The 25,955-nt window shown below is 61.6% G+C and carries 29 protein-coding genes; 19 read left to right on the plus strand and 10 right to left on the minus strand.

The window, feature by feature from the left end; translation table 11 throughout:
- Positions 1-139: 139 nt before the first annotated feature.
- Genes BSY240_RS05165 through BSY240_RS05175 form a run of 3 tightly spaced genes read left to right on the plus strand, consistent with a single transcriptional unit; the run spans position 140 to position 964 of the window.
- A complete protein-coding gene (locus BSY240_RS05165) occupies positions 140-397 on the plus strand; it encodes a YjhX family toxin (protein ID WP_069041606.1) in 258 nt (85 codons plus the stop codon).
- Between the two features lie 50 nt (positions 398-447).
- On the plus strand, positions 448-732 hold the full coding sequence (locus tag BSY240_RS05170; RefSeq protein ID WP_069041607.1) for a BrnT family toxin: 285 nt from the start codon (positions 448-450) through the stop codon (positions 730-732).
- Positions 707-964 carry a BrnA antitoxin family protein gene (locus BSY240_RS05175; protein ID WP_069041608.1) on the plus strand — a complete coding sequence of 86 codons (258 nt, stop codon included), beginning with the start codon at positions 707-709 and terminating at the stop codon, positions 962-964. The genes BSY240_RS05170 and BSY240_RS05175 overlap by 26 nt, the downstream gene beginning before the upstream one ends.
- Here the strand turns inward: BSY240_RS05175 and BSY240_RS05180 are convergent.
- From BSY240_RS05180 to BSY240_RS05195, 4 genes are all read right to left on the minus strand, one after another.
- A complete protein-coding gene (locus BSY240_RS05180; protein WP_083229559.1) occupies positions 961-1,443 on the minus strand; it encodes a GNAT family N-acetyltransferase in 483 nt (160 codons plus the stop codon). The genes BSY240_RS05175 and BSY240_RS05180 overlap by 4 nt on opposite strands.
- Complete coding sequence (gene gatA, locus BSY240_RS05185) at positions 1,437-2,918, minus strand: Asp-tRNA(Asn)/Glu-tRNA(Gln) amidotransferase subunit GatA (protein ID WP_054150662.1); 1,482 nt, start codon at positions 2,916-2,918, stop codon at positions 1,437-1,439. Before gatA ends, BSY240_RS05180 begins: the two co-directional genes overlap by 7 nt.
- Before the next feature lie 78 nt (positions 2,919-2,996).
- On the minus strand, positions 2,997-3,284 hold the full coding sequence (gatC, locus tag BSY240_RS05190) for an Asp-tRNA(Asn)/Glu-tRNA(Gln) amidotransferase subunit GatC (RefSeq protein WP_054150661.1): 288 nt from the start codon (positions 3,282-3,284) through the stop codon (positions 2,997-2,999).
- Positions 3,285-3,350: 66 nt separating this feature from the next.
- Entirely contained in the window at positions 3,351-4,055 is a 705-nt protein-coding gene (locus BSY240_RS05195; RefSeq protein WP_069041609.1) for a metal-dependent hydrolase, read from the minus strand.
- A gap of 147 nt (positions 4,056-4,202) precedes the next feature.
- Between BSY240_RS05195 and BSY240_RS05200 the strand changes: the two genes are divergently transcribed.
- Both BSY240_RS05200 and ruvX read left to right on the plus strand, forming a co-directional pair.
- Complete coding sequence (locus BSY240_RS05200; RefSeq protein ID WP_054150659.1) at positions 4,203-4,499, plus strand: alkylphosphonate utilization protein; 297 nt, start codon at positions 4,203-4,205, stop codon at positions 4,497-4,499.
- A gap of 13 nt (positions 4,500-4,512) precedes the next feature.
- Positions 4,513-5,010 carry a Holliday junction resolvase RuvX gene (gene ruvX, locus BSY240_RS05205; RefSeq protein ID WP_069041610.1) on the plus strand — a complete coding sequence of 166 codons (498 nt, stop codon included), beginning with the start codon at positions 4,513-4,515 and terminating at the stop codon, positions 5,008-5,010.
- Here the strand turns inward: ruvX and BSY240_RS05210 are convergent.
- Together BSY240_RS05210 and BSY240_RS05215 are read right to left on the minus strand one after the other, a co-directional pair.
- The gene (locus tag BSY240_RS05210; protein WP_054150657.1) at positions 4,944-5,279 is read right to left on the minus strand and encodes a DUF6105 family protein; all 336 of its coding nucleotides are present in this window, start codon (positions 5,277-5,279) and stop codon (positions 4,944-4,946) included. The genes ruvX and BSY240_RS05210 overlap by 67 nt on opposite strands.
- Positions 5,276-5,458: a hypothetical protein gene (locus BSY240_RS05215; RefSeq protein ID WP_236759315.1), complete on the minus strand. Its 183-nt coding sequence runs from the start codon at positions 5,456-5,458 to the stop codon at positions 5,276-5,278. Before BSY240_RS05215 ends, BSY240_RS05210 begins: the two co-directional genes overlap by 4 nt.
- 203 nt (positions 5,459-5,661) lie before the next feature.
- Here BSY240_RS05215 and BSY240_RS05220 point away from each other — a divergent pair, with 203 nt between their 5' ends.
- Positions 5,662-6,597, plus strand: coding sequence for an AEC family transporter (locus BSY240_RS05220; protein WP_069041611.1), 936 nt, complete (start codon positions 5,662-5,664; stop codon positions 6,595-6,597).
- Here the strand turns inward: BSY240_RS05220 and BSY240_RS05225 are convergent.
- On the minus strand, positions 6,579-8,222 hold the full coding sequence (locus BSY240_RS05225; RefSeq protein WP_069041612.1) for an acyl-CoA dehydrogenase family protein: 1,644 nt from the start codon (positions 8,220-8,222) through the stop codon (positions 6,579-6,581). The two genes, BSY240_RS05220 and BSY240_RS05225, sit on opposite strands and share 19 nt — an antisense overlap.
- 217 nt (positions 8,223-8,439) lie before the next feature.
- On the opposite strand from BSY240_RS05225, the gene BSY240_RS05230 reads away from it, so the two are divergent.
- From BSY240_RS05230 to dprA, 4 genes are read left to right on the plus strand one after another with little or no spacing between them, the layout of a single operon-like run.
- The gene (locus BSY240_RS05230) at positions 8,440-9,396 is read left to right on the plus strand and encodes an aspartate carbamoyltransferase catalytic subunit (protein WP_069041613.1); all 957 of its coding nucleotides are present in this window, start codon (positions 8,440-8,442) and stop codon (positions 9,394-9,396) included.
- Positions 9,393-10,685: a dihydroorotase gene (locus BSY240_RS05235; RefSeq protein ID WP_069041614.1), complete on the plus strand. Its 1,293-nt coding sequence runs from the start codon at positions 9,393-9,395 to the stop codon at positions 10,683-10,685. Before BSY240_RS05230 ends, BSY240_RS05235 begins: the two co-directional genes overlap by 4 nt.
- Positions 10,686-10,707: 22 nt before the next feature.
- Positions 10,708-11,319, plus strand: coding sequence for a glycerol-3-phosphate 1-O-acyltransferase PlsY (plsY, locus tag BSY240_RS05240; protein WP_069041615.1), 612 nt, complete (start codon positions 10,708-10,710; stop codon positions 11,317-11,319).
- 9 nt (positions 11,320-11,328) lie between these two features.
- A complete protein-coding gene (gene dprA / locus BSY240_RS05245) occupies positions 11,329-12,483 on the plus strand; it encodes a DNA-processing protein DprA (RefSeq protein ID WP_069041616.1) in 1,155 nt (384 codons plus the stop codon).
- On the opposite strand, the gene BSY240_RS05250 is transcribed toward dprA, so the two are convergent.
- Positions 12,436-12,669 (minus strand): hypothetical protein, encoded by a 234-nt coding sequence (locus BSY240_RS05250; RefSeq protein ID WP_054150650.1) that lies wholly within the window; start codon positions 12,667-12,669, stop codon positions 12,436-12,438. The two genes, dprA and BSY240_RS05250, sit on opposite strands and share 48 nt — an antisense overlap.
- Positions 12,670-12,914: 245 nt before the next feature.
- On the opposite strand from BSY240_RS05250, the gene topA reads away from it, so the two are divergent.
- The 5 genes from topA to rpmG all read left to right on the plus strand — a co-directional run bounded on the left by topA (position 12,915) and on the right by rpmG (position 20,129).
- A complete protein-coding gene (gene topA / locus BSY240_RS05255) occupies positions 12,915-15,614 on the plus strand; it encodes a type I DNA topoisomerase (RefSeq protein ID WP_069041617.1) in 2,700 nt (899 codons plus the stop codon).
- 137 nt (positions 15,615-15,751) lie between these two features.
- A complete protein-coding gene (gene rnr, locus BSY240_RS05260) occupies positions 15,752-17,974 on the plus strand; it encodes a ribonuclease R (protein WP_236759356.1) in 2,223 nt (740 codons plus the stop codon).
- 23 nt (positions 17,975-17,997) lie between these two features.
- Entirely contained in the window at positions 17,998-18,447 is a 450-nt protein-coding gene (locus BSY240_RS05265) for a DUF983 domain-containing protein (RefSeq protein ID WP_054150647.1), read from the plus strand.
- Positions 18,448-18,686: 239 nt separating this feature from the next.
- A complete protein-coding gene (locus BSY240_RS05270; protein WP_069041619.1) occupies positions 18,687-19,871 on the plus strand; it encodes an MFS transporter in 1,185 nt (394 codons plus the stop codon).
- Positions 19,872-19,961: 90 nt separating this feature from the next.
- Positions 19,962-20,129: a 50S ribosomal protein L33 gene (rpmG, locus tag BSY240_RS05275; protein WP_006727600.1), complete on the plus strand. Its 168-nt coding sequence runs from the start codon at positions 19,962-19,964 to the stop codon at positions 20,127-20,129.
- Between the two features lie 751 nt (positions 20,130-20,880).
- On the opposite strand, the gene BSY240_RS05280 is transcribed toward rpmG, so the two are convergent.
- Positions 20,881-22,254, minus strand: coding sequence for a PleD family two-component system response regulator (locus BSY240_RS05280; protein ID WP_069041620.1), 1,374 nt, complete (start codon positions 22,252-22,254; stop codon positions 20,881-20,883).
- Positions 22,255-22,266: 12 nt separating this feature from the next.
- A complete protein-coding gene (locus BSY240_RS05285; protein WP_054150644.1) occupies positions 22,267-22,638 on the minus strand; it encodes a response regulator in 372 nt (123 codons plus the stop codon).
- A 138-nt stretch (positions 22,639-22,776) separates the two neighbouring features.
- Here BSY240_RS05285 and BSY240_RS05290 point away from each other — a divergent pair, with 138 nt between their 5' ends.
- The 4 genes from BSY240_RS05290 (at position 22,777) to BSY240_RS05305 (ending at position 25,882) form a co-directional block, all read left to right on the plus strand.
- Entirely contained in the window at positions 22,777-23,070 is a 294-nt protein-coding gene (locus BSY240_RS05290; protein ID WP_054150643.1) for a DUF3572 domain-containing protein, read from the plus strand.
- On the plus strand, positions 23,070-23,705 hold the full coding sequence (locus BSY240_RS05295; RefSeq protein ID WP_054150642.1) for a hypothetical protein: 636 nt from the start codon (positions 23,070-23,072) through the stop codon (positions 23,703-23,705). Before BSY240_RS05290 ends, BSY240_RS05295 begins: the two co-directional genes overlap by 1 nt.
- A gap of 90 nt (positions 23,706-23,795) precedes the next feature.
- On the plus strand, positions 23,796-25,079 hold the full coding sequence (locus BSY240_RS05300) for a DNA polymerase IV (protein ID WP_069041621.1): 1,284 nt from the start codon (positions 23,796-23,798) through the stop codon (positions 25,077-25,079).
- A gap of 71 nt (positions 25,080-25,150) precedes the next feature.
- Positions 25,151-25,882 (plus strand): YoaK family protein, encoded by a 732-nt coding sequence (locus tag BSY240_RS05305; RefSeq protein ID WP_236759316.1) that lies wholly within the window; start codon positions 25,151-25,153, stop codon positions 25,880-25,882.
- Positions 25,883-25,955: the final 73 nt, after the last annotated feature.

Here is a 25,955-nt window from a genome sequence, read left to right on the forward strand (position 1 = left end):
TCCGAGACCCGGTAAAGGCCCTGCCCGCGCCCCTTCGAGGGAGCGATCGGCCAGGGCCAGAAAACGAAGCCCCGACGCCTTCAGGCGCCGGACCCGTTTTCATGCGTGTTTTCAAGCGCGCTTCTCCGGACATCACAACATGGATATTTCACGCACGGATCAGCGTATCCTTCATCTCATGGCCCAGGGCGGCTGGATCGAACTTCACCGCGACGACCGCCGCAAGATCGAGAAGGCCCTGTGCTTCTCCCGCGACGGCTGGCTCTATCCCGGCTTCGACGTCGAGCTCTTTCGCAGGCTGAAACGCCTGAAGGCGATCAGTTCGAAACAGGGCAAGCCCTATCGCATAACTGAACGGGGCTTGAGGCTCGTCAGGGCTGAGCTGGATAACCGGTGAGCTAGACGCGAGACTCTTGCCCGCCACTACATTCGTAGTTACACTTAAACATGAACTACGAGTGGGACGCCGCGAAGAATATCACCAACCAGATCAAGCACGGCATCTCCTTTGAGGAAGCCCGGCTGATCTTCGAGGGCGATGTTCTGACCGGCGTCGATGGGCGTCGCGATTATGGTGAAACCCGCTACATGAGCATCGGCGCAATCCAGGGATTGATCGTGATCGCCGTCATACATACAGACCGCGACGGCACCACCCGCATCATCTCAGCCCGTCTCGCGAACCGCAGCGAAAGGCAAAAGTATCATGACCATCTCGGCCGCTCGTATTAAGGAGCTTCAGTCCCGTCCGGACGCAGAGATTGATTACAGCGATATCCCGGAACTCGATGACGCGTTCTTCGAGACGGCCGTCCTCGTGACACCATCCGCTAAAACGCAGATCACGGTTCGGCTCGATAGCGACGTGCTTGACTGGTTTCGACAGCAGGGCAAGGGGTATCAGACGCGGATGAATGCGGTATTGAAGGCCTATATGGAAAGCCAGCGTCGGCGCTCGCGCTAAAACACCAGCTGCATCTTCACCTTGTCGACCGCCATGCCCATGGACGGCGAGTGCTGCATGCCGCGCCAGACGATGGTGAAGCCCAGATCCTTGTAGAGCCGGATCGCAGCTTCGTTGGCGGCGTGCGTGTCGATCCGTGCGCGTTTCAAACCTTCGGCGCGCATCTCGCGCAGCAGCCTCGAGACGAGCGCCGAGCCGATGCCGAGGCCCTGATGGGCGGGGCTGACCCAAAGATCGGAGATGTAGTCGCGCGCACCGTCACGGGCGATCCAGCCCGCAATTTCGTCGCCGAGTTCACCGATGGTGATCAGGCTGTAATGCTCCTGGGCAAAACGGCGGAAGCTCAGGCGAATGCGAACCATCATGTCGACGCCGAAGGCATTCAGCACGGGGTTGGCGGCCCAGGCGTCGAAACCGACACGGCCGACGCTATCCGCATCGGCCGCTGTCATGTCACGGATGACGAAGTCCTTTACCACCACTTGGCCGGCGTGAACTTGCCGGCAGCCTGTTCGATGACATGGGCCGTCTTGAAGAGGGTTTCCTCCTCGAAGGGCTTGCCGATGACCTGAAGACCGAGTGGCAGGCCCTTGGCATCGAGGCCGGCGGGGACAGAGATGCCCGGCAGACCGGCCATGTTGAGCGTGATGCTGAAGACGTCCTGCTGATACATCTTGACCGGATCGGCCGCGAGTTCCTTGTCGCCGATCGCGAAGGCAGACGACGGCGTGATCGGCGTCAGGATTGCGTCGACGCCGGCTTCGAAAGCGAGTTCGAAGTCGCGCTTGATCAGCGTGCGGACCTTCTGGGCCTTCAGATAGTAGGCGTCGTAGTAGCCGGCGGACAGCACATAGGTGCCGATCATGATGCGACGCTGGACTTCCTTGCCGAAGCCTGCCGCGCGCGTCTTCTCGTACATGTCGACGATGTCCTTGCCGTCGACGCGCAGACCGTAACGAACGCCGTCATAGCGGGCGAGGTTTGACGAGGCTTCGGCGGGTGCCACGATGTAATAGGCAGGCAGCGCGTATTTCGTGTGCGGCAGGGAAATATCGACGATCTCGGCGCCGGCCTCCTTGAGCCAGGCAATGCCCTGTTGCCAGAGGGCCAGGACCTCTTCCGACATGCCTTCGATATGGTATTCCTTGGGAATGCCGATCTTCATGCCCTTCACCGAGCCGCCGATGGCCTTTTCGTAGTCCGGAACCGGCAGGTCGACAGAAGTCGTATCCTTCGGGTCAACGCTGGCCATGGATTTCAGAAGGATCGCAGCATCGCGGACGTCGCGGGCGATGGGACCGGCCTGATCGAGCGACGAGGCAAAGGCGACGATGCCGAAACGCGAGCAGCGGCCGTAAGTCGGCTTGATGCCGACGGTGCCGGTCAGAGCAGCCGGCTGGCGGATCGAGCCGCCGGTGTCGGTTGCCGTAGCACCGGCGCAGAGATGCGCAGCAACGGCTGCGGCAGAGCCACCGGAGGAGCCGCCGGGAACCAGCTTCTCATCCGACCCCTTGGCCTTCCACGGGTTGACGGCAGGACCGTAATAGGAGCTCTCGTTCGACGAGCCCATGGCGAATTCGTCCATGTTGAGCTTGCCGAGCATGACAGCGCCGGCATCCCAGAGGTTCTGGGTCACGGTCGATTCATACTTCGGCTTGAAGCCGTCGAGGATGTGGCTGCAGGCCTGGGTATGCACGTCGCGGGTGGCGTAGAGATCCTTGACGCCGAGCGGAATGCCTTCGAGCACACCGGCCTTGCCATCCGCGATGCGGGCGTCGGATGCCTTCGCCATGTCGCGGGCAACATCCGGGGTCACGGCGACATAGGCGTTCAGATCGTTATTCGCACCCTCGATCGCGGCGAGATAGGCGTCCGTCAGTTCGACGGCCTTGATCTCCTTGGCGGCGAGTTTCGCGCGGGCTTCGGCGATGGTGAGGCTGATCAATTCGCTCATGGTCGGTTCACTTCAAACTGTCGGCGGGCCGGCAGGCCCTCAAGAAACGGGAGGCGCTCTTAGGATGCGGACGGCGTCTTATTCGACGACCTTCGGCACCTGGAAGAAATTGCGATCGGTGGCCGGCGCATTGGCGACGATGTCGTCGGCCTTGTTACCGTCGGTGACGACGTCTTCACGCTTCTTCATGGCCATGGGGGTGACCGAGGTCATCGGCTCGACACCGGTCACATCCACTTCGTCGAGCTGCTCGACGAAACCGAGAATGCCATTCAATTCCCCGGTCATGCGTGCAGCATCCTCCTCGCTGACAGCGATGCGGGCAAGGCGCGCGACGCGCTTGACGGTGGCGAGGTCAACAGACATGGCATTCTCCGGATAAGCTGTTTTCTTCGCTATAATGGCCGTCAAGCGCCGAAGCAACGGGGTTTGTCAGACCTCGATGGCCGTTCCGGCCTGCGGGGTCGCCACACGGGTGCGCGTTCCATCCATGCCGGCGACGAATTTCTCCGGCGTCTGGTCGATGATCGGGAAGGAGCCGTAGTGGCAGGGTATCGCCGTCTTGAAGTCGAAGAAGCGCTGGCAGGCCAGTGCCGCCACCGCGCCGCCCATGGTGAAACGGTCGCCGATCGGGACGATGCCGACATCGGGCTGATGCAATTCGTGGATCAGCTTCATGTCGGAAAAGATGTCGGTGTCGCCCATGTGGAGCACCGAAGCTTCGTCGTCGAAATGCATCATCAAGCCGTTGGCATTGCCAAGCGCGTGCGACACGCCGTCTTCGGTGATCTGAGCGGAGGAATGCAGGGCGTTGGTGAAGGTCACCGTGAAGCCCTCGAAATGGATGGTACCGCCGGTATTGCCCATTTCCAGCTTGTCGACACCCTTGGAGCCAAGCCAGGCGGCGAGATCGGCATTGGCGAGGACGGTCGCGCCGGTTTCCTGGGCAAGCTGGACCGTATCGCCGACATGGTCGCCGTGACCGTGGGTGAGCAGAATATGCGTGACCCCCTTGGTCATTTCCTTGCGGTCGAGACCGGCGAAGCCTGGATTGTGGGTCAGAAAGGGATCGATGAGGATCGATGCCTTGGCTGAATCGAGACGGAAGGCGGCGTGGCCGAGCCAGGTGATTTTCATGCGTTGAGTCTCCGGTCCTTGAATATGGTCTGCAATATATGGCGAGCCGCTCCGTCGGCAACGGGCGCGCCGAGTTGCTTCTATGCCTATGCTGGTCTAAGCGACCAGCATGACAGCCGTAGCGCTGAGTGCAAGAAAGGAACCACCATGGCCGATGACGACTACGTGTATGACGAGGCGACCGGCGAATGGCGTCCGGCGTCCGAAGTTGCAGCGGCAGCCGCGGCCAAGCCCGTCGCCCGTGACGCCTCCGGGACCGAACTTGCCGATGGCGATTCGGTGGTGCTGATCAAGGATCTCAAAGTGAAGGGTGCCGGCCAGACGCTGAAGCAGGGCACTGTTATCCGCTCAATCAGACTGACGGATGATCCCGAGGAAATCGACTGCCGCTTTGACGGGATCAAGGGCCTGGTGCTCAGAACCGAATTCGTACGCAAGCGTTGATCGGCAAGACAAGATGGCCACGCTGACGATCGAGGAACTGGCTGAACGGTTGAGACCTGGCGAGGCCATTGCCGGGCTCGACCTGGGCACGAAGACGATCGGGCTTTCGGCTTCCGATCTCGGCCGGCGCTTTGCCACCCCTCGCCCTGTTATCAAACGGGTGAAATTCACGCAGGACGCGGAGGTTCTGCTCGCCTTTGCGGCGAAGGAGAAGATTGTCGCCTTCGTCATCGGTCTGCCGGTCAACATGGACGGCTCGTCGGGCCCGCGCGTCCAGGCGACACGGGCCTTCGTGCGCTCGATGTCGGAAAAGACCGACATCCCCTTCGTCTACTGGGACGAGCGGCTGTCGACGGTCGCGGCCGAAAGAGCGCTTCTGGAAATGGATGTCTCCAGGGCAAAGCGCAGCGAGCGGATCGATTCCGCCGCGGCGAGCTTCATCCTTCAGGGGGCGCTCGACAGGCTCTCAGGGCTTGCCCGCACTTCGGACAATTCCGCCGACTTCGCCTGACGGGCGGCCCACCAGGCCCTGATCTGCTTGCGACGGCGGAAGCCGATGATCGCGAACAGGATGAGGCTGTCGACGATGATGGCGCGCAGCACCAGCGGCGGTATTGTTTCAGGCGCAATGCCGAGGACGTTGCCATAGATCTGGAAGACCAGATCATGGGCATCCCGCGTCAGCATGAATATGCCGAAGCTCATGTCGTAGTAGGACAGACCGTACCAGGCGCCGAGGATCGTGATGGGCAAAGCCCACAAGAGCAGAAGTGTCTTCATGCCGTTTCCGCCTTTTGATCAAACGACAAATCATTTGCCGCCGGCCAGTTTTCCACCAGCCATTTCAGGGAAGCCATGACGGACAGCACGGCAGCCGGGACGGCGATATCGAGCGCCAACCCCGAGAAAAATACCATCATCATGATGGTCGCTACCGGCCGTGAACCAGCGTCCGTCACCACTCTACCCTTTAACGTCTGTCCCGTGCAAAAGGTGGCCTGTTCGACACGAACACGCAACGTAAACCCTTTGTTAAGGTTAACGCCGCCTGTGGATGAGCAGTTACAGCCACTTGGCCGAAAATGTCGCCGGGACACGATTTTCGATTGAAAGCAGGGGTTGCCGGGTCTACCCCTCCCCTGCCCGCCATCCTGGACCTGCCATGCTCATCATCTTCGAAAGCATCCTGCCGATCTTCCTGCTCGTGATTCTCGGGGTCGTGCTGAAACGCACCAGGCTCATCAATGAGAGCTTCTGGAGCGGGCTTGAGCAGTTCGGCTATTTCGTTTTGTTTCCGGCCCTGCTTTTTCAGACGCTATCGACCACCGACTTCTCGTCGCTCGACAGCGGAAGCGTCGGATTGGTGTCGCTGCTCGCGGTCGGGGTCATGACCGCACTCGTTCTTGCGATCTGGCCCCTGCTCAAGGCGCGCGGCATGGGCGGGCCTTCCTATACCTCCGTGTTCCAGACATCGACGCGCTGGAACGGCTTCATGGCACTCGCCATCGCGGAGAAGCTGACGGGACAGACTGGCCTCTCCGTCATCGCCATCATCATGGCGTCGATCATCGTACCGCTCAATCTCATCAATGTCGGCGTGATGGTCTGGTTCTCCGGCGAGAGTCGGGGCTTGAAGACCTTCGTCGTCCGGATCGTCACCAATCCAATCATCATCGGTGCCTTGCTGGGTGTGCTCGTGAACTTTGCGGGGATTTCGATCTATGCGCCTGTCATGACCGCGGTCGACCTGATTGCCAGCGCCTCGCTCGGGCTGGGTCTTGTGACCGTCGGCGCAGGTCTGCGGGTCGCGGATGCCCTCAAACCGCAGCCGAGTGTGCTGATGACGGTCGTGCTGAAGCTCCTGGTCTTTCCGGCTGTCGCGGTGCTGCTCGCTCTAGTTTTCGGTCTCTCAGGCGAAATCGTCGTGATGATCGCGCTGGGTGCCGCAGTTCCCACCGCGATGAACGGCTATGTGCTAGCCAAGCAGATGGGTGGCGACGCCGATCTCTACGCGGCAGCGGCCACCGTGCAGACGGTCGCAGCCTTCTTCACGATCCCCGTCGTGCTCTATCTCGCCGGTCAGGCAGCCGGCGGATAGAGGAGATCGAGCACGTAGCGCGAATCAAATCGCGCATCGAGCACGCCATAGGTATGGCGCCATCCACCCGCGAGGCGTGATTCGAGGAAGGCATCGGCGATCTTGCCGGCACCCAGACGATAGAGCTCGGCGGCACCGGCTGCGAGCGCCAGTTGCTCGATCAAGAGGCGACCGGCGGCTTCATCGCGTTCGGCAAGCGCGGTCGCTGCGCGCAGCACTTCCACCGTCTTCTTGCCGGAGGGGCCGAGATCGCGCTCAAGGCCGGCAAACAGCGTTTCGAAGAGATCCTTGCCACGGCTCAAGACGCGCAGAACATCGAGCGCCATGACATTGCCGGAGCCTTCCCAGATCGCGTTGACCGGAGCCTCGCGATAATGTCGGGCGATGGGGCGCTCCTCGACGTAACCGCTGCCGCCGATGCATTCCATCGCCTCGTAGATCAGCCCGGGGGCGATCTTGCAGATCCAGTATTTGGCAACCGGTGTCATGACGCGGGCATAGGCCGCATCAATGGGACTTTCGCGCGCCTTGTCGAAACTGTCGGCCAGACGGAAGGCGAGTGCGGTCGCTGCCGCGACATCGAGCGCCATGTCGGCGAGCACGCGGCTCATCATCGGTTGGTCTATCAGCGTCTTGCCGAAAACCATGCGGCCACGTACGTGGTGAACCGCCTCGGCCATAGAGGCGCGCATCATGCCGGCAGAGGAGAGCGCGCAGTCAAGGCGCGTCAGCGTCACCATGTCGAGGATGGTGCGCACGCCGTCACCGGGCGTGCCGAGCAGGAAACCGAAGGTCTCGGAGAATTCGACTTCGGAAGAGGCATTCGAGCGGTTGCCGAGCTTGTCCTTCAGGCGCTGGAATTCAAGCCCGTTGGCAGAACCGTCTTCGAGCAGGCGCGGCACCAGGAAGCAGCCCATGCCATCCTTGGTCTGGGCGAGCATGACGAAGGCGTCGCTCATCGGGGCCGACATGAACCACTTGTGGCCAGCGAGGCGGTAGATCCCCTCGCCCACCCGTTCGCCCATCGTGGTGTTGGCGCGCACATCCGTGCCGCCCTGCTTTTCGGTCATGCCCATGCCGATGGTGACGGCGCTCTTCTGCATCGGCGGCTTGTTGCTGCTGTCGTATTTGCGCGACAGGATGCGCGGCGTCCATTCCTTCTGGACAGCCGGAGACGCGACGAGGGCGGCGACCGAGGCACTGGTCATGGTGAGCGGGCAGAGATGGCCCGATTCGAGCTGGGCGGTCAGGAAGAAGCGGACAGCGCGCGCCTTGTGCTCATGGCCGCGGGCTTCCGGTGCATTTTCCCAGACGGAGGAATGCAGGCCTGATGCCATCGAGCGGCGCATCAGGGCGTGCCAGGCGGGGTGAAATTCGACGACGTCGAGGCGTTCGCCACGCACGCCATGGGTTCTGAGCTGCGGCGGGCTGGCATTGGCCATGCGCGCCAGTTCCTGGGCTTCCGGCGAGGTCACATATTTGCCGATGACATCGTATTCCTCGCGCAGCGGGCGTGACAGCGAGGATGTAAGATCGACGAGAAGCGGATCGGACCGATAGGCATTGATGCCGGACCAGGGCTTGGGCTGGTTCAACGCTGCGAGTTTTTCTTCAGTCCGGTTCATCAATCCTGCCGATCTTGAAAGGAGACATGCGCTGGCCCGCCAACGCTTCGTCTTCGTCATTCCATTGCGGTCGGAGCATCCAGGGCGAAATCTGCCGGTGTTCCCTACCGTTCATTCGCTCCTATTACATGGGGACCGTGCGTCAATCCACCTAGCATGTGCTTGCCCGGCCCGATCCCACACTTTATAGACCGCGTGACATCTCAGGAGGACGTCCATGGTCTTCTTTCCCCATCGCCATCTCATCGGCATCAAGGGCCTTACCGAGCAGGACATCACGTTCCTGTTAGACAAGGCAGACGAAGCCGTCAAAATCAGCCGCCAGCGGGAGAAGAAGACTTCCACGCTGAGGGGCCTCACCCAGATCAACCTCTTCTTCGAAGCGTCGACGCGGACGCAAGCCTCGTTCGAGCTCGCAGGCAAACGCCTTGGCGCCGACGTCATGAACATGTCGGTCGGCAATTCCTCGGTGAAGAAGGGCGAAACGCTGATCGATACGGCGATGACGCTGAACGCCATGCGGCCGGACGTGCTGGTGGTGCGGCATTCTTCGGCGGGTGCGGCAGCGCTGCTCGCGCAGAAGGTTGCGTGTTCAGTTGTCAATGCCGGTGACGGGCAGCACGAGCACCCGACACAGGCGCTGCTCGATGCGCTGACCATCCGGCGCGCCAAGGGCAAGCTGTCCCGCATTATCGTCGCGATCTGCGGCGACGTGCTGCATTCGCGCGTGGCGCGCTCCAACATCCTGCTGCTCAATGCCATGGGTGCCCGCGTCCGTGTCGTGGCACCGGCGACGCTGCTGCCCGCCGGTATTGCCGACATGGGCTGCGAAGTCTTCCATGACATGATGGAAGGGCTGAAAGACGCCGACGTCGTGATGATGCTGCGCCTGCAGCGCGAGCGCATGTCCGGCTCCTTCGTGCCTTCGGTGCGCGAATACTTCCACTTCTATGGCCTGGATGCTGAAAAGCTGAAGGCTGCCAAGGAAGATGCGCTCGTGATGCATCCGGGACCGATGAACCGCGGCGTCGAAATTGCATCCGAAGTCGCCGACGGTCCGCAGAGCGTGATCGAGAGCCAGGTCGAGATGGGCGTTGCCGTTCGCATGGCCGTCATGGAAACGCTGCTTGTCTCGCAGAACCAGGGACCGCGTTCGGAGGGAATGGGCGCATGAAAAAGCCGCTTGTCCTCAAGAATGCCCGCATCGTCGATCCCTCGCGCAAGCTGGACGAAATCGGGACAATCATCGTCGGCGCAGACGGCAAGATCCTTGCCGCTGGCGCCGACGCCCAGAACCAGGGCTCGCCCGAGGGCGCTGAGATCCGAGATTGCCGGGGCCTCACCGCCATTCCGGGTCTCGTTGACGCTCGCGTCTTCGTCGGCGAGCCGGGGTCGGAGCATCGCGAGACGATTGCGTCCGCAAGCCGGGCGGCTGCGGCCGGTGGCATTACGTCCTTCATCATGATGCCGGAAACGGATCCTGTCATCGACGACATCGCGCTCGTCGAGTTCGTCAAGAAGACGGCCCGCGATACGGCCGATGTGCGCGTCTATCCGGCAGCGGCTCTGACCAAGGGCATGACCAGCGCCGAGATGACAGAGATGGGTCTCCTGCAGCAGGCCGGAGCCGTTACCTTCACCAATGGCCGCTACGGGTTGAACGACAGCCAAGTTCTGCGCCGTGCCATGACCTACGCCCGCGAATTCGGCGCCGTGATCGCGCTGGAAACGCGGGAGAAGTATCTCGCGGCCAATGGCGTGATGAACGAAGGGCTGCTTGCAAGCTGGCTCGGGCTTGGCGGCATCCCGCGTGAGACCGAACTCATTCCGCTGGAGCGCGACCTCAGGATCGCGGCGCTGACGCGGGCCAAGTATCACGCCTCGCAGATCTCTATTCCTGAATCGGTCGAGGCGATCGAGCTCGGGCGCAAGCGCGGTGCCAAGGTCACCTGCGGCATCTCGATCAATCACCTGAGCCTCAACGAAAACGACATCGGCGAGTACCGGACCTTCTTCAAGCTCTATCCGCCGCTGCGCTCGGAAGACGATCGCATGGCAATGGTCGATGCGCTGGCCAAGGGGCAGATCGACATTATCGTTTCCTCGCACGATCCGCAGGACGTCGACACCAAGCGCCTGCCTTTCGGCGAGGCCGCCGATGGTGCCATCGGCTTGGAAACCATGCTCTCGGCAGCGCTCCGCCTGCATCACGCGGGCCAGGTACCGCTGATGCGGCTCATCGACGCAATGTCGACGCGTCCAGCCGAAATCTTCGGGCTGCCCGGTGGCACGCTGAAGCCGGGTTCTCATGGCGACATCGCGCTTGTCGATCTCGACGAGCCGTGGCTCGTGTCGCGCGACAATCTTCTTGCACGCTCGAAGAACACGCCTTTCGAAGATGCCCGCTTCTCGGGCCGGGCCGTTGCGACCTATGTTGCAGGCCAGTGCGTCCACGCGCTCTAGACTAAAGAGGACAGGGATACCCATGATCGACATTTCCGCCCTCGGCTGGGGCAATCTCGCAATCGTCCTCTTGTTCGGTTACCTGCTCGGCTCCATTCCCTTCGGCCTCGTGCTGACCAAGATGGCGGGCCTCGGCGATCTGCGCTCGATCGGTTCGGGCAATATCGGCGCGACCAACGTGCTGCGCACCGGCAACAAGAAGCTGGCGGCCGCCACCCTCCTCCTCGATGCGCTGAAGGCCACGGCTGCGGCGCTGATTGCGCATGCGATCTTTGGCCACAATGCTGCTCTCTTCGGTGGCTTCGCAGCCTTCATTGGTCACCTTTTCCCAGTCTGGCTGGGTTTCAAGGGCGGCAAGGGTGTCGCGACCTATATCGGCACCTTGCTCGGGGTTGAGCCTCGGATGGTTCTGGTCTTCGCTATCGTCTGGCTCGCGGTCGCCTTCATCACCCGCTACTCTTCGTTGTCCGCGCTCGTCGCCACACTTGTCATTCCGGTTGCATTGTGGATACTTGGGGTTGAAGAGGCTGCGGTCGTGACGGCGGTCATGACCGTCATCACTTACTGGCGTCACAAAGAGAATATCGGGCGGCTGATCGCGGGAACGGAAAGCAAGATCGGCAAAAAGGGCTAGAGGAAAGCCATGGGGTCAGAAAGCGCAAGACGAAAGGGGATTGCGCTGACGGACCGCCAGAGGATCGCCTGGCTGAGGCTCATCCGCAGCGACAATGTCGGCCCCGCAACCTTTCGGGACTTGATCAACCACTTCGGCTCGGCCGAAACGGCGCTCGAAGCCCTTCCGGAACTCTCGAGGCGCGGCGGATCGACCCGCAGCATTCGTATCGCAACCGTCGGTGAGGCCGAGCGCGAAATCGAGACGGCCTCTCGTTTCGGCGCCCGCTTCATCGGCATCGGCGAGCCCGACTATCCGGCAGCGCTCAGACAGATCGACGCAGCCCCTCCCCTGCTTGCCGTCAAGGGCGACCTAGACGTCGCGACCCTCCCGGCAGTCGGCATCGTCGGATCGCGCAATGCCTCGATCAGCGGCGCTAAGTTCGCAGCGATGATGGCGGGGGAGATCGGGCGTGCCGGCTATGCGATCGTGTCGGGCCTTGCCCGCGGCATCGACGCATCAGCGCATCGGGCCAGCCTCGACACCGGCACGATTGCGGCCATGGCGGGCGGTCTTGACCAGCCTTACCCTCCAGAGAATGTCGATCTGCTGGACCAGATCTGCAGCGGTCGCGGCCTCGCCATTTCCGAAATGCCCTTCGGCTGGGAACCGCGGGCACGGGATTTTCCCCGACGCAACCGGCTGATCGCCGGCGTGGCTCTGGGTGTGGTGGTGATCGAAGCGGCTGCACGCTCCGGTTCGCTGATCACCGCAAGACTTGCGGGAGAATTCGGTCGGCAGGTCTTTGCCGTTCCCGGCTCACCACTCGATCCGCGCTGCGAGGGCACCAACGGCTTGCTCAAGGATGGGGCGACCGTCACCACCAGACCACAGGATGTGCTGCAGGCGCTGGCTCCGATCTCCGAGCTCGATCTCTTCAGTCCGAACGAAGCAGACGAGCCCGCTGACGAGCCCGGCGAGAGACCGCTTGCACCTCCGCCGAATGACAACGAACGCCTCGTCATCGTGCAGGCGCTTGGCCCGACGCCTGTCGAGATCGACGATATCATCCGCCACACAGCCTTGCCGGCGTCTTCGGTCTATCTGGTCTTGCTGGAGCTCGATATTGCCGGACGGCTAGAGCGGCATGCGGGAGGGTTTGTCTCGCTGAGCATGATGGATTGAAAGCGCACGACGGCCGGACTGGACATCGCCGGCTTCGACATAGGCCATCTCGATCAGATAACAGAGCATCTCGGCGCCTTCATTTTCGGCGACAAGCCGCAACTCGGCGAGCATCTGGCGGATGTAGGCGATGTTTTCCATCGTGCGGGTTCCGCGACCGTTCGTGTCGGCTGTGTCTCTTGCCATCGCATTTGTCCGTCTTCACCGGAGGCCATCACAACCCAGCCTCGCCATGCCCTGTAAAATACAATAGAGCATTTATCTAAGATTGCAATCTACCTGTGATCTCTCTCCGGTTGCATATATTCACAGGTCGGAAAATAGGCCCCGCCTCTTGACCGCAGACGTTTCGCCCTCCATGTCGGAAAACCGTGTTCCGAAGACTGTGGTGCGGTGCCGCTGATCGGATGCGTTGAAGGTATAGTTGTCCAATGAACGTCGTAGTCGTAGAATCCCCGGCCAAGGCCAAGACGATCAACAAGTATCTGGGTCCCGGATACAAGGTGCTCGCCTCGTTCGGCCATGTGCGCGATCTGCCGGCCAAGGATGGCTCCGTTCTGCCGGACCAGGATTTCGAGATGTTCTGGGAGGTCGATGCCGCCTCGCAAAAACGCATGAAGGACATTGCCGATGCGGTGAAGTCCTCCGACGGCCTGTTTCTCGCGACCGACCCGGATCGCGAGGGTGAGGCTATTTCCTGGCACGTGCTCGACCTTCTGAAAAAGAAGAAGGTGATCGGCGACAAGCCTGTGAAGCGCGTTGTCTTCAACGCGATCACCAAGAAGGCCGTGCTCGACGCCATGGCCAATCCGCGCGATATCGACACGCCGCTGGTCGACGCCTATCTGGCGCGCCGTGCACTCGATTATCTCGTCGGCTTCAATCTGTCGCCGGTTCTCTGGCGCAAGCTGCCGGGTGCGCGCTCAGCCGGTCGCGTGCAGTCTGTGGCGCTGCGCCTCGTCTGCGACCGCGAAAACGAGATCGAACGTTTCGTCGCCGAGGAATACTGGAACATTTCCGCGCTGCTGAAGACGCCGCGCGGTGACGAGTTCGAGGCAAGGCTTGTCTCGCATCTCGGCAAGCGCATGCAGCGCAACTCGGTGACCAATGGCGACCAGGCCTCAGGCATCAAGGCATTGCTCGAGGGTGCAGCCTTCGCTGTTGACAGCGTCGAGGCAAAGCCGGTCAAGCGCAATCCTGGCCCGCCCTTCACCACGTCCACGCTGCAGCAGGCCGCATCCTCGAAGCTCGGCTTCTCTGCGTCGCGCACCATGCAGATCGCCCAGAAGCTCTATGAAGGCATCGACATCGGCGGCGAAACCGTTGGTCTCATTACCTATATGCGTACCGATGGCGTGCAGATGGCGCCCGAAGCGATCGAGGCGGCGCGTGCAGCCGTGCTCGACCAGTTCGGCCCGCGCTATGTGCCGGAGAAGGCGCGCCTCTATTCCACCAAGGCGAAGAACGCCCAGGAAGCCCACGAAGCCATCCGTCCGACCGACTTCAACCGCTCGCCGGACAAGCTTCGCCGCTTCCTCGACAGCGACCAGATGCGGCTCTACGACCTGATCTGGAAGCGCGGCATTGCGAGCCAGATGGCGTCCGCCGAAATCGAGCGCACGACGGTCGAGATCCTCGCCGACAACAAGGGCGAGAAGGCAGGCCTGCGCGCCGTCGGTTCCGTCATTCGTTTCGACGGTTTCATTGCCGCCTATACGGACCAGCGCGAGGAAGGCGAGGCGCCCGAGGATGGTGACGACGAGGATGGCCGCCTGCCCGAGATCAATGCCCGCGAGGCATTGGCCAAGAACAAGATCAATGCCAGCCAGCATTTCACCGAGCCGCCGCCGCGTTATTCGGAAGCCTCGCTGATCAAGAAAATGGAAGAGCTCGGCATCGGCCGCCCTTCGACCTATGCGGCGACGCTCAAGACGCTGAGCGACCGCGAATATGTGGTCATGGACAAGCGCAAGCTGATCCCGCATTCGAAGGGGCGTCTGGTCACGGCTTTCCTGGAGAACTTCTTCAACAAGTATGTCGAATATGATTTCACCGCCGAGCTCGAGGAGAAGCTCGACAAGATCTCGGCCGGTGAGCTCAACTGGAAGGACGTGTTGCGCGCCTTCTGGCAGGATTTCTTCGCCCAGATCGAAGACACGAAGGAGTTGCGCGTCACCAACGTGCTCGACGCGCTGAACGAGGCGCTTGCGCCGCTCGTCTTCCCGAAGCGCGAGGACGGATCCGATCCGCGCATCTGCCAGGTCTGCGGCACCGGTAATCTATCGCTGAAGCTCGGCAAGTACGGCGCCTTTGTCGGCTGCTCGAACTATCCGGAGTGCAACTTTACCCGCCAGCTGTCCTCCGAAGGTGGTGCCGAAGCCGAAGCCGGCGGCAATGAGCCGCGGGCACTTGGGAAAGACCCGGTCACCGAAGAAGAGATCACGCTACGTTCGGGCCGGTTCGGGCCTTACGTCCAGCGCGGCGACGGCAAGGAAGCCAAGCGCTCCTCGCTGCCGAAGGGATGGGCGCCGGCCGATATCGATTTCGAAAAAGCACTCTCGCTTCTATCGCTGCCGCGCGACGTGGGTGCGCATCCGGAAACCGGCAAGATGATTTCGGCCGGTCTCGGGCGCTACGGGCCCTTCGTGCTGCATGACGGCACCTATGCCAATCTCGAAGGTATTGAGGACGTGCTGTCGATCGGCCTCAACCGCGCCGTGACCGTGCTCGCCGAAAAGAAGGCCAATCCGGGCGGCCGTGGCCGCACGGCCGCGGTTGCGCTGAAGGAACTCGGAGAGCATCCTGACGGTGGAGCGATGACGGTCCGCGAAGGTCGTTTCGGTCCCTACGTCAACTGGGGCAAGGTGAATGCCACCCTGCCGAAGGGCAAGGACCCGCAAAGCGTCACCGTCGAGGAAGCGCTTGTGCTGATCGCCGAGCGGGCGGCCAAGGATGGCGGCGGCAAGAGCAAGACCAAGAAGGCTCCGGCCAAGTCTGCCAAGGCGAAGTCGGACGACGGTGCGGCGGAAAAGCCGAAGAAGACGGCCGCCAAGCCGAAGGCCGCTGCCACCAAGAAGGCGCCGGCCAAAACGGCCACGAAGGCAAAGACAACGAAGAAGAGTGCGACTTGAGCAAGAGACACCGCGACCCCTCCGAGACACCCGGCTCCGGCAACCGCAAGAGCCGGCGTGCGGAAGGTGCGGCCAAGGCGAGGAGCGAAAACCCCACCGCCCTCATCCACGGGGAAGTGCCTCCCCGTGAAGTGCTCATGCAGTTCATCACCGACAACCCCGACCGCGCCTCGAAACGCGAGATCGCCAAGGCCTTCGGGCTCAAGGGCGAGCAGCGGGTCGAACTCAAGCAGGCGCTGAAGGATCTCGAAGAAGACGGCCTCGTGCAGAAGAGCCGCAAGTCCCTGACACGACCCGGCGCCCTGCCCCCGGTCACGGTTCTCGATATCACGACACGTGACAAGGACGGTGAGCTGATCGGCAGGCCGGCCGAGTGGCCCGAAGAGGGTGGGGCGGCGCCAGCTGTTTTGATCCGCCAGTCGAGTTCCGACCGTTCCAAGGGCAAGACGCCTGTTGGGGGCCTCGGCGACCGGGTGCTTGCCAAGATCTTCGCCAACAAGGACCGATCCGGTCCAGCCTATACCGCCCGTGTGATCAAGATCCTCGATCGTCATGTCGGTGCCGTGATGGGCGTGGTGCGGATGATGCCTGACGGTGGGGCACGCCTGATGCCGATCGAGCGCCGCGGCGAGGAAATGCAGATCGACGCCAGCGACATCGGCGAGGCCAAGGATGGTGATCTGGTCGAGGTGGAAGTCGCGCGTGCCAGCCGTTTCGGCCTGACGCGGGCCAAGGTGCTCAACGTCGTCGGCTCGGTTGCCTCGGAAAAGGCGATCTCGATGATCGCGATCCACGCCCATGGCATTCCGCATATCTTCCCGCAGTCGGTAATATCGGAGGCCGAGGACGCCAAGCCCGCGTCCATGTCGCATCGCGAGGACTGGCGCGACCTGCCGCTCATCACCATCGACCCGCATGACGCCAAGGACCATGACGACGCCGTCTATGCCGAACTCGACACCTCGCCCGACAATCCTGATGGCGTGATCGTGACGGTGGCCATCGCCGATGTCTCCTATTACATCCGGCCGAAATCGGCGCTGGATCGCGAAGCTCTGAAACGCGGCAATTCCGTCTATTTCCCTGATCGCGTCGTGCCGATGCTTCCCGAACGGATCTCCAACGATCTCTGCTCGCTGCGCGAGGGCGTCGACCGGCCGGCGCTTGCCGTGCGCATGGTCTTCTCGCATGAGGGCCGCAAGGCGAGCCATACCTTCCACCGCATCATGATGAAGAGCGCGGCGAAACTCTCATACCAGCAGGCGCAGGCGGCAATCGACGGCAAGACCGACGACAAGACCGGGCCCCTCCTGGAGCCGATCCTGAAGCCCCTGTGGCATGCCTATGCCGTGATGAAGCGCGGCCGTGACCGTCGCCAGCCGCTCGAGCTCGACATGCCGGAGCGCAAGATCATCCTCAAGGAGGACGGCACGGTCGATCGCGTGCATGTGCCCGAGAGGCTTGATGCGCACAAGCTGATCGAAGAGATGATGATCCAGGCGAACGTCGCGGCTGCCGAGACGCTGGAGAAGAAGCGGCAGGCGCTGATCTACCGGATCCATGACGCGCCGACGCTCGCCAAGCAGGAAGTTTTGCGGGAGTTCCTCGCCACGCTCGGCATGTCGCTGGTCAAGGGCGGCAACATGCGCTCCAACTCGTTCAATGGCATTCTGGCGAAAGCCGAAGACACGCCGCATCAGGTCATTGTCAACGAGATGGTGCTGCGCAGTCAGAGCCAGGCGATCTACAGCCCCGACAATATCGGCCATTTCGGCCTCAACCTGATGAAATACGCCCACTTCACCTCGCCGATCCGCCGTTATGCCGACCTCATCGTTCACAGGGCGCTGGTGGGTTCGCTTGGTTTGGGCGAAGGCGGCATCACGCCGGACGAGGAAGCAAGCCTCGAGGACATCGCGGCTGAGATCTCGACCTTCGAGCGCCGCGCGATGGCGGCCGAGCGCGACACGGTTAACCGCTTGATCGCGCATCATCTTGCCGGGCGTATCGGCGATGAGTTCGAGGGACAGATCCGGGGCGTGACCAAGTCCGGCCTTTTCGTCGCCCTGCCGCAATTTGGCGCAGATGGCTTCATCCCGGTTTCCACGCTGGGCCGGGACTACTATATCTACGACGAAGCGCATCAGGCCCTGACGGGCGAGAAGTCCGGGCTCGGTTATCAGCTCGGCGACATCGTCGAGGTCAAGCTTGTTGAAGCGGTGCCACTGGCCGGCGCGCTGCGCTTCGAGATGCTGAGCGAGGGACGTAAGATGCCGGTGGCGACGCGTTCCTTCCACAAGGCAGGACGGCGGAACGGGCACAAACAGCCCGGCACACGTCCGCCGCGCTCGCGACGTTGACACTTTCGCCCCGGAGGCATGACATGAGCGGCAACCAGACCCAGGCAACGATCCAGTACGGCGGCGGCGAGAAGGCCGATCGCCCGCTCGGTCGCTCGATCAAGCGCGGCATGCTCAATCAATGTCCGTCCTGCGGCTCGGGCAAGCTCTTCCGCAGCTATCTCAAGGTGGTGGATAACTGCGCGGCTTGCGGCGAGGATTATCATCACCATCGGGCGGACGACCTGCCGGCCTATCTCGTCATTCTCATTCTCGGCCATGTCCTGGTCGGCGGCTTCATGGCCACCGATCTGGTCTTCGTTCTGCCTGCCTGGGTGCATTTTGCCATCTGGGCACCGATCGGCGTCGTTACGTCCCTGCTCTGCCTGCAGCCGATCAAAGGCGGAGTGGTCGGGCTGCAATGGGCACTGCGGATGCACGGATTCGGTGGGCATGATGACGCGCCAGAAACCTTCAAGGACGGCCGCGACTGAGTCATCGATCCGTCACGCGGCTGTGGCGGTTTTTCGTTAAACGTCGCCCAGAGGCGCAGTCTTGATTCGTACCGTGAGATCAGAAGCGCTTGACAGGCGTGCGGTTTCCAGTCTGAACATGCCGCGCCGATCGACTATGCCCAGGAGCTGGTACGCGCCGATGCCATCACAGATTTCGACACCTGCGCGCCTGCGGCCATGCCTCAGGCCGGAATGCGACATGAGCGACCGGGTGTCCGATGTCTGAGACGAATGTCGGCCTGAACGGCGATCGCGAGGACATCCACTGGCCCTCGCTCTTCGCAGCGATTTCAGCCATTTCGGCTGTGGGCATTGCAATTGGCCTCGGCCTGCCGTTGCTCAGCATCATTCTCGAAAAGCGCGGCATCTCCTCGACGCTGATCGGTCTCAACTCGGCGATGGCCGGGATCGCCGCCATGGCGGCTGCTCCCGTGACCACCAAGCTCGCCCACAAGCTCGGCGTCGTGCCGACCATGCTCTGGGCCGTAGTCCTGTCGGCAGTAAGCGCGATCGGCTTCTATTATGCCGAACAGTTCTGGATGTGGTTTCCGCTGCGCATCGTGTTTCACGGTGCGACCACGACACTCTTCATCCTCTCCGAGTTCTGGATCAATGCGGCGGCCCCTTCGCGCAAGCGCGGCCTGGTGATGGGCATCTACGCCACCATGCTGGCCGTCGGATTTGCCTGCGGCCCCCTGCTCTTTTCCGTGCTGGGGAGCGACGGGCTCCTGCCCTTTGGGGTCGGCGCCATCGCGATCCTCGCGGCCGCCATTCCGATCTACATCGCCCGCAACGAAAGCCCGGTGCTGAGCGAAAAGCCGGAGATGCATTTCTTCCGCTACATCTTCCTGGTACCGACAGCGACGGTTGCCGTTTTCGTCTTCGGGGCGGTCGAAGCCGGCGGCCTTTCCCTCTTCCCGATCTATGCCACCCGCAGCGGCTTTACAGAGACGCAGGCGGCGCTTCTCCTGACGGTCATGGGTGTCGGCAACATGATCTTCCAGATCCCGCTGGGGTTGCTCTCCGACCGTATGCGTGACCGGCGCCTGCTTCTGTCGATTCTCGCCATTGTCGGGCTTGCCGGATCCCTGACATTACCCTGGCTGTCCGGCCACTGGCACCTGATGGCCATCGTTCTGCTGTTCTGGGGCGGATGCGTTGCCGGGCTCTACACCGTCGGCCTGAGCCATCTCGGCTCGCGACTCACCGGCGCCGACCTCGCGGCGGCCAATGCCGCCTTCATTTTCTGCTATGCTGTCGGCACCGTCGCCGGTCCTCAGGCCATAGGAGCGGCCATCGATATCACCGGCAATGACGGATTTGCCTGGGCAATTGCGGGCTTCTTCGCGCTCTACGTGGTGCTTTCCCTGGGACGCCTGCTTTTTAAGCCGAAACACACTTGACTTTTCGGGCGCGATTTGTAGTTTCGCGCCAGATTTGCCGTGGGCCTCGTTCGGTCGTCCACGGCTTCGTTTATTAGAGGCAGGACGACCATGGCCAAGGCTACAACCATCAAGATCAAGCTTCTGTCGACGGCTGACACGGGTTTCTTCTACGTAACCACGAAGAACAGCCGCACGATGACGGAAAAGATGACGAAGACCAAGTACGACCCGGTTGCTAAGAAGCATGTCGAGTTCAAGGAAACCAAGATCAAGTAAGACTTGATCGAGGGCTTCTCAAAAAAGGCGTGTCGCATTCTGCGACACGCCTTTTTCTTTTGCAGTGATGCCACCTGCTCCAGGCATATCGCCAAACGAAAAACACCGGCTTCCTTGCGGAAGCCGGTGTCCTATTAGGGGGTCGGCCGGCACACAACACGGCACGAGGAACCGTTTTTGACGTTGCATACCAACCGACCGACCCCACGACCCAGGAGATGCGGCGGACCTGAGCATCATGGGGTATTGATGACCTCCGAAGGGGTCTTGTCCGATGGCTGCAAGTTCTCTCAAGTAGAGACAAAAATCAACAGATTATTAACTGCTTACCCGGGCTTCGCTGCTTTATGGTTAAATTAGGCTCAGATGAACTTGCGATTCACAGGTGATAGTCAGTTCTACACACATTGAGACTTGAGAATACCGCAGACACATTTCGGATGTTCTCAAGCTTAGTTGTGAAAGATCACAGAGACTGACTTGAGCGGGTGAGATCAGTCAGCGACAGCGGAACCTAATATTCAATTAAATACAAAACCGAGTAAGCACATTCTCGATCCAGTCGGGCGCCATTGGCAGGATCAGCCTCAATACTATTCGGGCTGCTAAAAATAAGTCGTTTTGTAACTGCTCAAAAAGTCAGCAAGATTTACCCGGCATGCCAAGGATGGCGGCAATTGAAAAAGCTGTGAAGATCTTTCAGGGCGACGGTCGAAACTTGAGAATTTGTCACTGCCCTTGGGCCCTGGGGTCAAGCAGCAGCGCCCACGACGCGGTTGCGACCGGAGTTCTTCGCTTCATAGAGAGCCCGGTCGGCCTGCTTCAGAAGCTGCTCGGGCGTTTCGATACCGGGACCGATCGTGGCAATGCCCATGGATGCTGTCAGCATCAGAGGGGTCTCACCCGATCGAAGCTGGAAGGGCCGTGCCTCGATCATGCCACGCAGCCTCTCGGCAACGGTTGCGGCGACTTCCGCCGGTGTGTCGGGCATCACGACGACGAATTCCTCGCCGCCAAAACGGCAGGCAAGATCGGCTCCCCGCACGGTCGAGCGGATCCGGCCGGCAAACTCCTTCAGCACTTCGTCGCCGGCATCGTGCCCGTAGACATCGTTCACCTGCTTGAAGCGGTCGATATCGGTGATGCATAGCGTCAGCGGCCGACCACGCACCTTGGCGCGGGCGAACAGTGTGCGCAGATGCGTATCGAGATAGCGGCGATTGTGGAGGCCCGTGAGCCCATCGGTGACGGCAAGTTCGATCGTCTGACGCACACTGTTGCGCAGGCGATCGTTGAAGCGCTTGCGGCGAACCTGTGTCAGCGTGCGGGCGATCATTTCGTTGGGATCGAGCGGGCGCACGATGTAGTCGTTCACGCCGAGATCAAGCGCCCGGATGATCATCTGCTCATCCCCCTGCTCCGTGATCAGGAGAATCGGAATGAAGCGGGTGCGTTCCAGCGAACGGATCTGCGAGCAGAGACGCAAGGGGTCGTAGTCTTCGAGATTGCTGTTGACGATGACCAGATCGAAGGCGTTTTCAGCCGCCTCGAACACCGCCGCCTGCGGGTCTGACATGGCGCTGACTTCGGCAATCGGCTTCAGCGCCTTGATAATGCGCTCCTGGGAGGCACCGCGGCTGTCGACGAGCAGAACCTGCGCCTGCTCTTCGAGGCGCCCCTCCTGGAGCCTGAAGACATCACCGATGCCGGCCTCACGGGTCGTGTCGTGGCGGATGCGCAGCTCGTCCGTCAGCGTCTTCAAGCGCACCAGGCTCTTCACCCGGGAGATGAGCTGCAGGTCGTTGACCGGCTTCGTCAGGAAATCGTCGGCACCGGCCTGCAGACCGCGGACACGATCAGAAGGCTGATCGAGGGCAGTGACCATGACGACCGGGATATGCGCCGTACGCGGGTTGGACTTCAGCCGCTCGCAGACCTCGAATCCGTCCATCTCCGGCATCATGATGTCGAGGAGGATGACGTCGACCTGGGTGCGATCGCAGATATCCAGCGCATCACGGCCATTGCTTGCCGTCAGCACGTCGAAATACTCCGCCATCAGCCGCGCTTCGAGCAGCTTGACGTTGGCAGGAATATCATCGACGACCAGAATACGGGCAGTCATGGCTGTCAGTCCTCACGCATCTCCGAGATAGGTCTTGATCGTCTCGATAAACTTGGGGACCGAGATGGGTTTGGAGACATAGGCTTCACAGCCACCCTGCCGGATCCGCTCCTCATCGCCCTTCATGGCGAATGCCGTTACGGCAATCACAGGGATCACGTGGAGCTCGGGATCGTCCTTCAGCCACTTGGTCACTTCAAGTCCTGAGACCTCCGGCAACTGGATGTCCATCAAGATCAGATCCGGGCGGTGGCGCCGCGCGAGATCCATGGCTTCCATGCCGTTGCGGGTCTGCACTGTCTCATAGCCGGATGCCTCGATCAGATCGCGGAAGAGCTTCATGTTGAGCTCGTTGTCTTCGACAATCATCACTTTTTTCGGCATTCACCCGGTCCTTTGTCTCGCGCATTCAGTCAGTCCGGAACACCGGACCCAGCGCGAGTTGCGTCTTCCGTCAGCGAACATGCTAGTGCTATTTGGTTTCGAAATCGGTAATTTGCCAGGGCAAGAGGAAAAGACTTTATGAAAAACAGAGATATACCTGCCGATGCCGAAGCCACTGCGGTTGCCGTGCTTGGCTGGTTGGCAAATGAACCGGAGATGCTGTCGCGTTTCCTCGCATTGTCTGGCGTACAGCCGACACAGCTTCGCCAGGCGGTCGGCGACCCGGCCTTTCTCGCCGGCATGCTAGAGTTTCTGATGCAGCACGAACCGACGCTGATGGAATTCTGCACCGCGACGGACACCAAGCCTGAAACGGTGGTCGAGGCCTATCACCGATATGCGGGTCCGAGCTTCGATTCGGCCGATTTCTGATGCTGACGGATCTCGACCACATCCGCCTGACGGACAGGCCTTTGATCGTCTGCGATGTCGATGATGTCGTCCTGCAGTTCGCCGCACCGTTCGAGGCCTTCCTGCAGAGCCGCGGCCACAGGCTGTTGCCGCGCTCCTTCAAGCTGACCGGCAACATCGTCACCGGCGCCGATGAAAGCGTGATCGAAGCGCCAGCCGTCAAGGCGTTGATCGATGATTTCTTCGTCGAGCAGGAGCGCTGGCAGACGCCGTTTGCCGATGCGGTCGACAGCCTTCATGCGCTCGGCCAGAATGCCGATCTTGTGTTCCTCACTGCCATGCCGCCTCGCCACGCCGAGGTGCGGCGACGGCTGCTCGACCAGCTGACACTGACCTTTCCAATGATTGCAACGGAAGAGGCCAAGGGGCCGATGGTAGCGGCGTTGCAAGGGGAAAGGCCCCTGCCCGTCGCCTTCGTCGACGACATGGTGCACAATCTGCACTCGGTCGGCCAGCACGTGCCAGACTGCCTTTTGATCTATCTTCCGCCACCGCTCGAAATCTTCCGCTTCGCACCCGAGCCACCCGAAACGGTCCGGCGTGTCGGCACCTGGCCGGAGGCGTCCGAGCTGATCCGATCGCATTTCGCGGGCTAACCGAACGACAACCGCTCGTCCCGGCCTTGCCGCCCTTGCCTGCATTCGCAGCGCGGCCTATGGTGGGAATGTTCAACCTTTGTTCTGGCCATGACGCGCGCTGCTCCTGATCACCCTGGCTTTTGTCGTGACTGCCTGACCGGGCAGGCAGAGGGTGCACGGCGCTGTCGTTCCTGCGGCAGCCCGAGGCTCGTCTACCATTCCGAACTCTACGACTTGTCGATCGCCCATATCGATTGTGATGCTTTCTACGCCTCGGTGGAGAAGCGCGACAATCCGGAGCTGATCGACAAGCCCGTGATCATCGGCGGCGGCAAGCGCGGGGTCGTCTCCACCGCCTGCTACGTCGCACGCATCCATGGGGTGCGGTCTGCCATGCCGATGTTCAAGGCTCTCGAAGCCTGTCCGCAGGCCGTGGTCATCAAGCCCGACATGGAGAAGTATTCCCGTGTCGGTCGCGAAATCCGGGCAATGATGGAGGAGCTGACACCGCTCGTGCAGCCGATTTCGATCGACGAGGCCTTTCTCGATCTGCGAGGCACCGAACTGCTGCATCACGATCCGCCGGCCCGGGTGCTGGCAAGGCTTGCCCGACGCATCGAGCAGGAGATCGGCATTACCGTTTCCGTCGGGCTGTCCTACTGCAAGTTCCTCGCCAAGGTCGCTTCCGACCTGCAGAAGCCGCGCGGTTTCTCCGTCATCGGCGAGGCCGAGGCGGTCTCCTTCCTTGCCGACAAGCCGGTCACGATGATCTGGGGTGTCGGAAAGGCACTTGCCACAACGCTACAGGCCGACGGCATCCGAACCATCGGCCAGCTGCAGGTGATGGACGAGAGCGATCTCATGCGCCGCTATGGCTCGATGGGACAGCGTCTGGCGCGTCTGTCCCGCGGCATCGACGAGCGGACGGTGCATCCGAACGACCCGGCCAAGAGCGTCTCGGCCGAGACGACCTTCTTCGACGACATTCACCGGCTCGACGAGCTCGTGGTGCATCTGCGTGCCTTGTCCGAAAAGGTCGCCTGGCGGCTGAAGCGACACGAGATCGCCGGGCAGACCGTCGTCTTGAAGCTCAAGACGGCCGATTTCAAGCTCAGAACGCGCAATCGACGGCTGGATGACCCCACCCAGCTGGCCGATCGGATCTTCCGCACCGGCATGTCGCTGCTGGAGAAGGAAACGGATGGAACGCGATTCCGGCTGATCGGCATCGGCGTCAGCGATCTGCAGGATCCAATGCTTGCCGACCCGCCTGACCTCGTTGATGCCCAGGCAGCAAGGCGGGCAGCGGCAGAGGCGGCGATGGACAAATTGCGCGACAAGTTCGGCAAGGGTACGGTTCAGACGGGTTACACTTTCCCGTCCAAACGATAGGCGACTACGTGGCGCAGGCACCCTCCATCATCACGGATCACAGCCGGCTCCCAGGGCGCCAGGGCGGATACATGCGGCTCTTGCGGTTTGCCGCCGCCCATCGCCGCACGCGGCCTAACGACCTGCTGCTCGGCACAATCCTGGCTTTTGTCGCGGGCGCGATGAATGCCGGCGGCTTCCTTGCCATCGGTCACTACACCTCGCACATGACCGGCATCGTCTCCGCGATTGCCGACAATCTGGCACTCGGGCTTTTCGGGCTGGTCGGCGCTGGCATCGCACTTCTCGTCAGCTTCACGCTCGGCGCTGCCTGCTCGGCAGTCCTTATCAACTGGGCCCGGCGCCATGCGCGCCGACAGCAATATGCCTATCCGCTGGCGCTCGAATCCGGCCTGCTGATCGCCTTTGCCGGGATCGGCGCCGTCGTGCCGGCGGCTTCAGCCGCAGCGGTGACGGCCCTTCTCCTCTGCTTCGTGATGGGCCTCCAGAATGCGACGATCACCAAGATTTCCGGCGCCCGCATCCGCACCACCCACCTGACCGGCATGATTACCGATGTCGGCATCGAATTCGGCAAGCTCGCCTATGGCCGGATCGTCCGGCTCCTCGATCATCCACCGCTTGCAACGGACAGCCGCAAGCTCGGCATCCTGCTGCCCATCGTTGGCATGTTCTTCGTCGGCGGCCTCGTCGGTGCTCTCGGCTTCAAGCATATCGGCCATGCCTTTTCCCTGCCGCTTGCGGCCCTGCTGCTCGTGGTCGTCTCACCGCAACTGCGACCGCGGCAGACAGCCACCCCGTGAACAAGTCACAGCTCGTGACAAGTGTGGAAACACGATCACAGCCGCGTGAGTAGCAACGCAACGGCTTTTCGCG

Source organism: Agrobacterium sp. RAC06, assembly GCF_001713475.1.
GTDB lineage: Bacteria > Pseudomonadota > Alphaproteobacteria > Rhizobiales > Rhizobiaceae > Allorhizobium.

Excerpts from the sequence above, each read along its gene's own strand:
- rpmG (WP_006727600.1), top strand. The coding sequence starts at position 19,962 with ATGGCCAAGGCTACAACCATCAAGATCAAGCTTCTGTCGACGGCTGAC.
- BSY240_RS05175 (WP_069041608.1), top strand. The coding sequence starts at position 707 with ATGACCATCTCGGCCGCTCGTATTAAGGAGCTTCAGTCCCGTCCGGAC.
- BSY240_RS05210 (WP_054150657.1), bottom strand. The coding sequence starts at position 5,279 with ATGAAGACACTTCTGCTCTTGTGGGCTTTGCCCATCACGATCCTCGGC.
- plsY (WP_069041615.1), top strand. The coding sequence starts at position 10,708 with ATGATCGACATTTCCGCCCTCGGCTGGGGCAATCTCGCAATCGTCCTC.
- BSY240_RS05225 (WP_069041612.1), bottom strand. The coding sequence starts at position 8,222 with ATGAACCGGACTGAAGAAAAACTCGCAGCGTTGAACCAGCCCAAGCCC.
- gatA (WP_054150662.1), bottom strand. The coding sequence starts at position 2,918 with ATGAGCGAATTGATCAGCCTCACCATCGCCGAAGCCCGCGCGAAACTC.
- BSY240_RS05270 (WP_069041619.1), top strand. The coding sequence starts at position 18,687 with ATGTCTGAGACGAATGTCGGCCTGAACGGCGATCGCGAGGACATCCAC.
- BSY240_RS05170 (WP_069041607.1), top strand. The coding sequence starts at position 448 with ATGAACTACGAGTGGGACGCCGCGAAGAATATCACCAACCAGATCAAG.
- ruvX (WP_069041610.1), top strand. The coding sequence starts at position 4,513 with ATGGCCACGCTGACGATCGAGGAACTGGCTGAACGGTTGAGACCTGGC.
- BSY240_RS05230 (WP_069041613.1), top strand. The coding sequence starts at position 8,440 with ATGGTCTTCTTTCCCCATCGCCATCTCATCGGCATCAAGGGCCTTACC.
- BSY240_RS05295 (WP_054150642.1), top strand. The coding sequence starts at position 23,070 with ATGCTGACGGATCTCGACCACATCCGCCTGACGGACAGGCCTTTGATC.
- gatC (WP_054150661.1), bottom strand. The coding sequence starts at position 3,284 with ATGTCTGTTGACCTCGCCACCGTCAAGCGCGTCGCGCGCCTTGCCCGC.
- BSY240_RS05235 (WP_069041614.1), top strand. The coding sequence starts at position 9,393 with ATGAAAAAGCCGCTTGTCCTCAAGAATGCCCGCATCGTCGATCCCTCG.
- BSY240_RS05250 (WP_054150650.1), bottom strand. The coding sequence starts at position 12,669 with ATGGCAAGAGACACAGCCGACACGAACGGTCGCGGAACCCGCACGATG.
- BSY240_RS05200 (WP_054150659.1), top strand. The coding sequence starts at position 4,203 with ATGGCCGATGACGACTACGTGTATGACGAGGCGACCGGCGAATGGCGT.
- BSY240_RS05280 (WP_069041620.1), bottom strand. The coding sequence starts at position 22,254 with ATGACTGCCCGTATTCTGGTCGTCGATGATATTCCTGCCAACGTCAAG.
- BSY240_RS05165 (WP_069041606.1), top strand. The coding sequence starts at position 140 with ATGGATATTTCACGCACGGATCAGCGTATCCTTCATCTCATGGCCCAG.
- rnr (WP_236759356.1), top strand. The coding sequence starts at position 15,752 with ATGCAGTTCATCACCGACAACCCCGACCGCGCCTCGAAACGCGAGATC.
- BSY240_RS05290 (WP_054150643.1), top strand. The coding sequence starts at position 22,777 with ATGAAAAACAGAGATATACCTGCCGATGCCGAAGCCACTGCGGTTGCC.
- BSY240_RS05265 (WP_054150647.1), top strand. The coding sequence starts at position 17,998 with ATGAGCGGCAACCAGACCCAGGCAACGATCCAGTACGGCGGCGGCGAG.
- BSY240_RS05285 (WP_054150644.1), bottom strand. The coding sequence starts at position 22,638 with ATGCCGAAAAAAGTGATGATTGTCGAAGACAACGAGCTCAACATGAAG.
- topA (WP_069041617.1), top strand. The coding sequence starts at position 12,915 with ATGAACGTCGTAGTCGTAGAATCCCCGGCCAAGGCCAAGACGATCAAC.
- BSY240_RS05220 (WP_069041611.1), top strand. The coding sequence starts at position 5,662 with ATGCTCATCATCTTCGAAAGCATCCTGCCGATCTTCCTGCTCGTGATT.
- dprA (WP_069041616.1), top strand. The coding sequence starts at position 11,329 with ATGGGGTCAGAAAGCGCAAGACGAAAGGGGATTGCGCTGACGGACCGC.
- BSY240_RS05300 (WP_069041621.1), top strand. The coding sequence starts at position 23,796 with ATGACGCGCGCTGCTCCTGATCACCCTGGCTTTTGTCGTGACTGCCTG.
- BSY240_RS05195 (WP_069041609.1), bottom strand. The coding sequence starts at position 4,055 with ATGAAAATCACCTGGCTCGGCCACGCCGCCTTCCGTCTCGATTCAGCC.
- BSY240_RS05305 (WP_236759316.1), top strand. The coding sequence starts at position 25,151 with ATGCGGCTCTTGCGGTTTGCCGCCGCCCATCGCCGCACGCGGCCTAAC.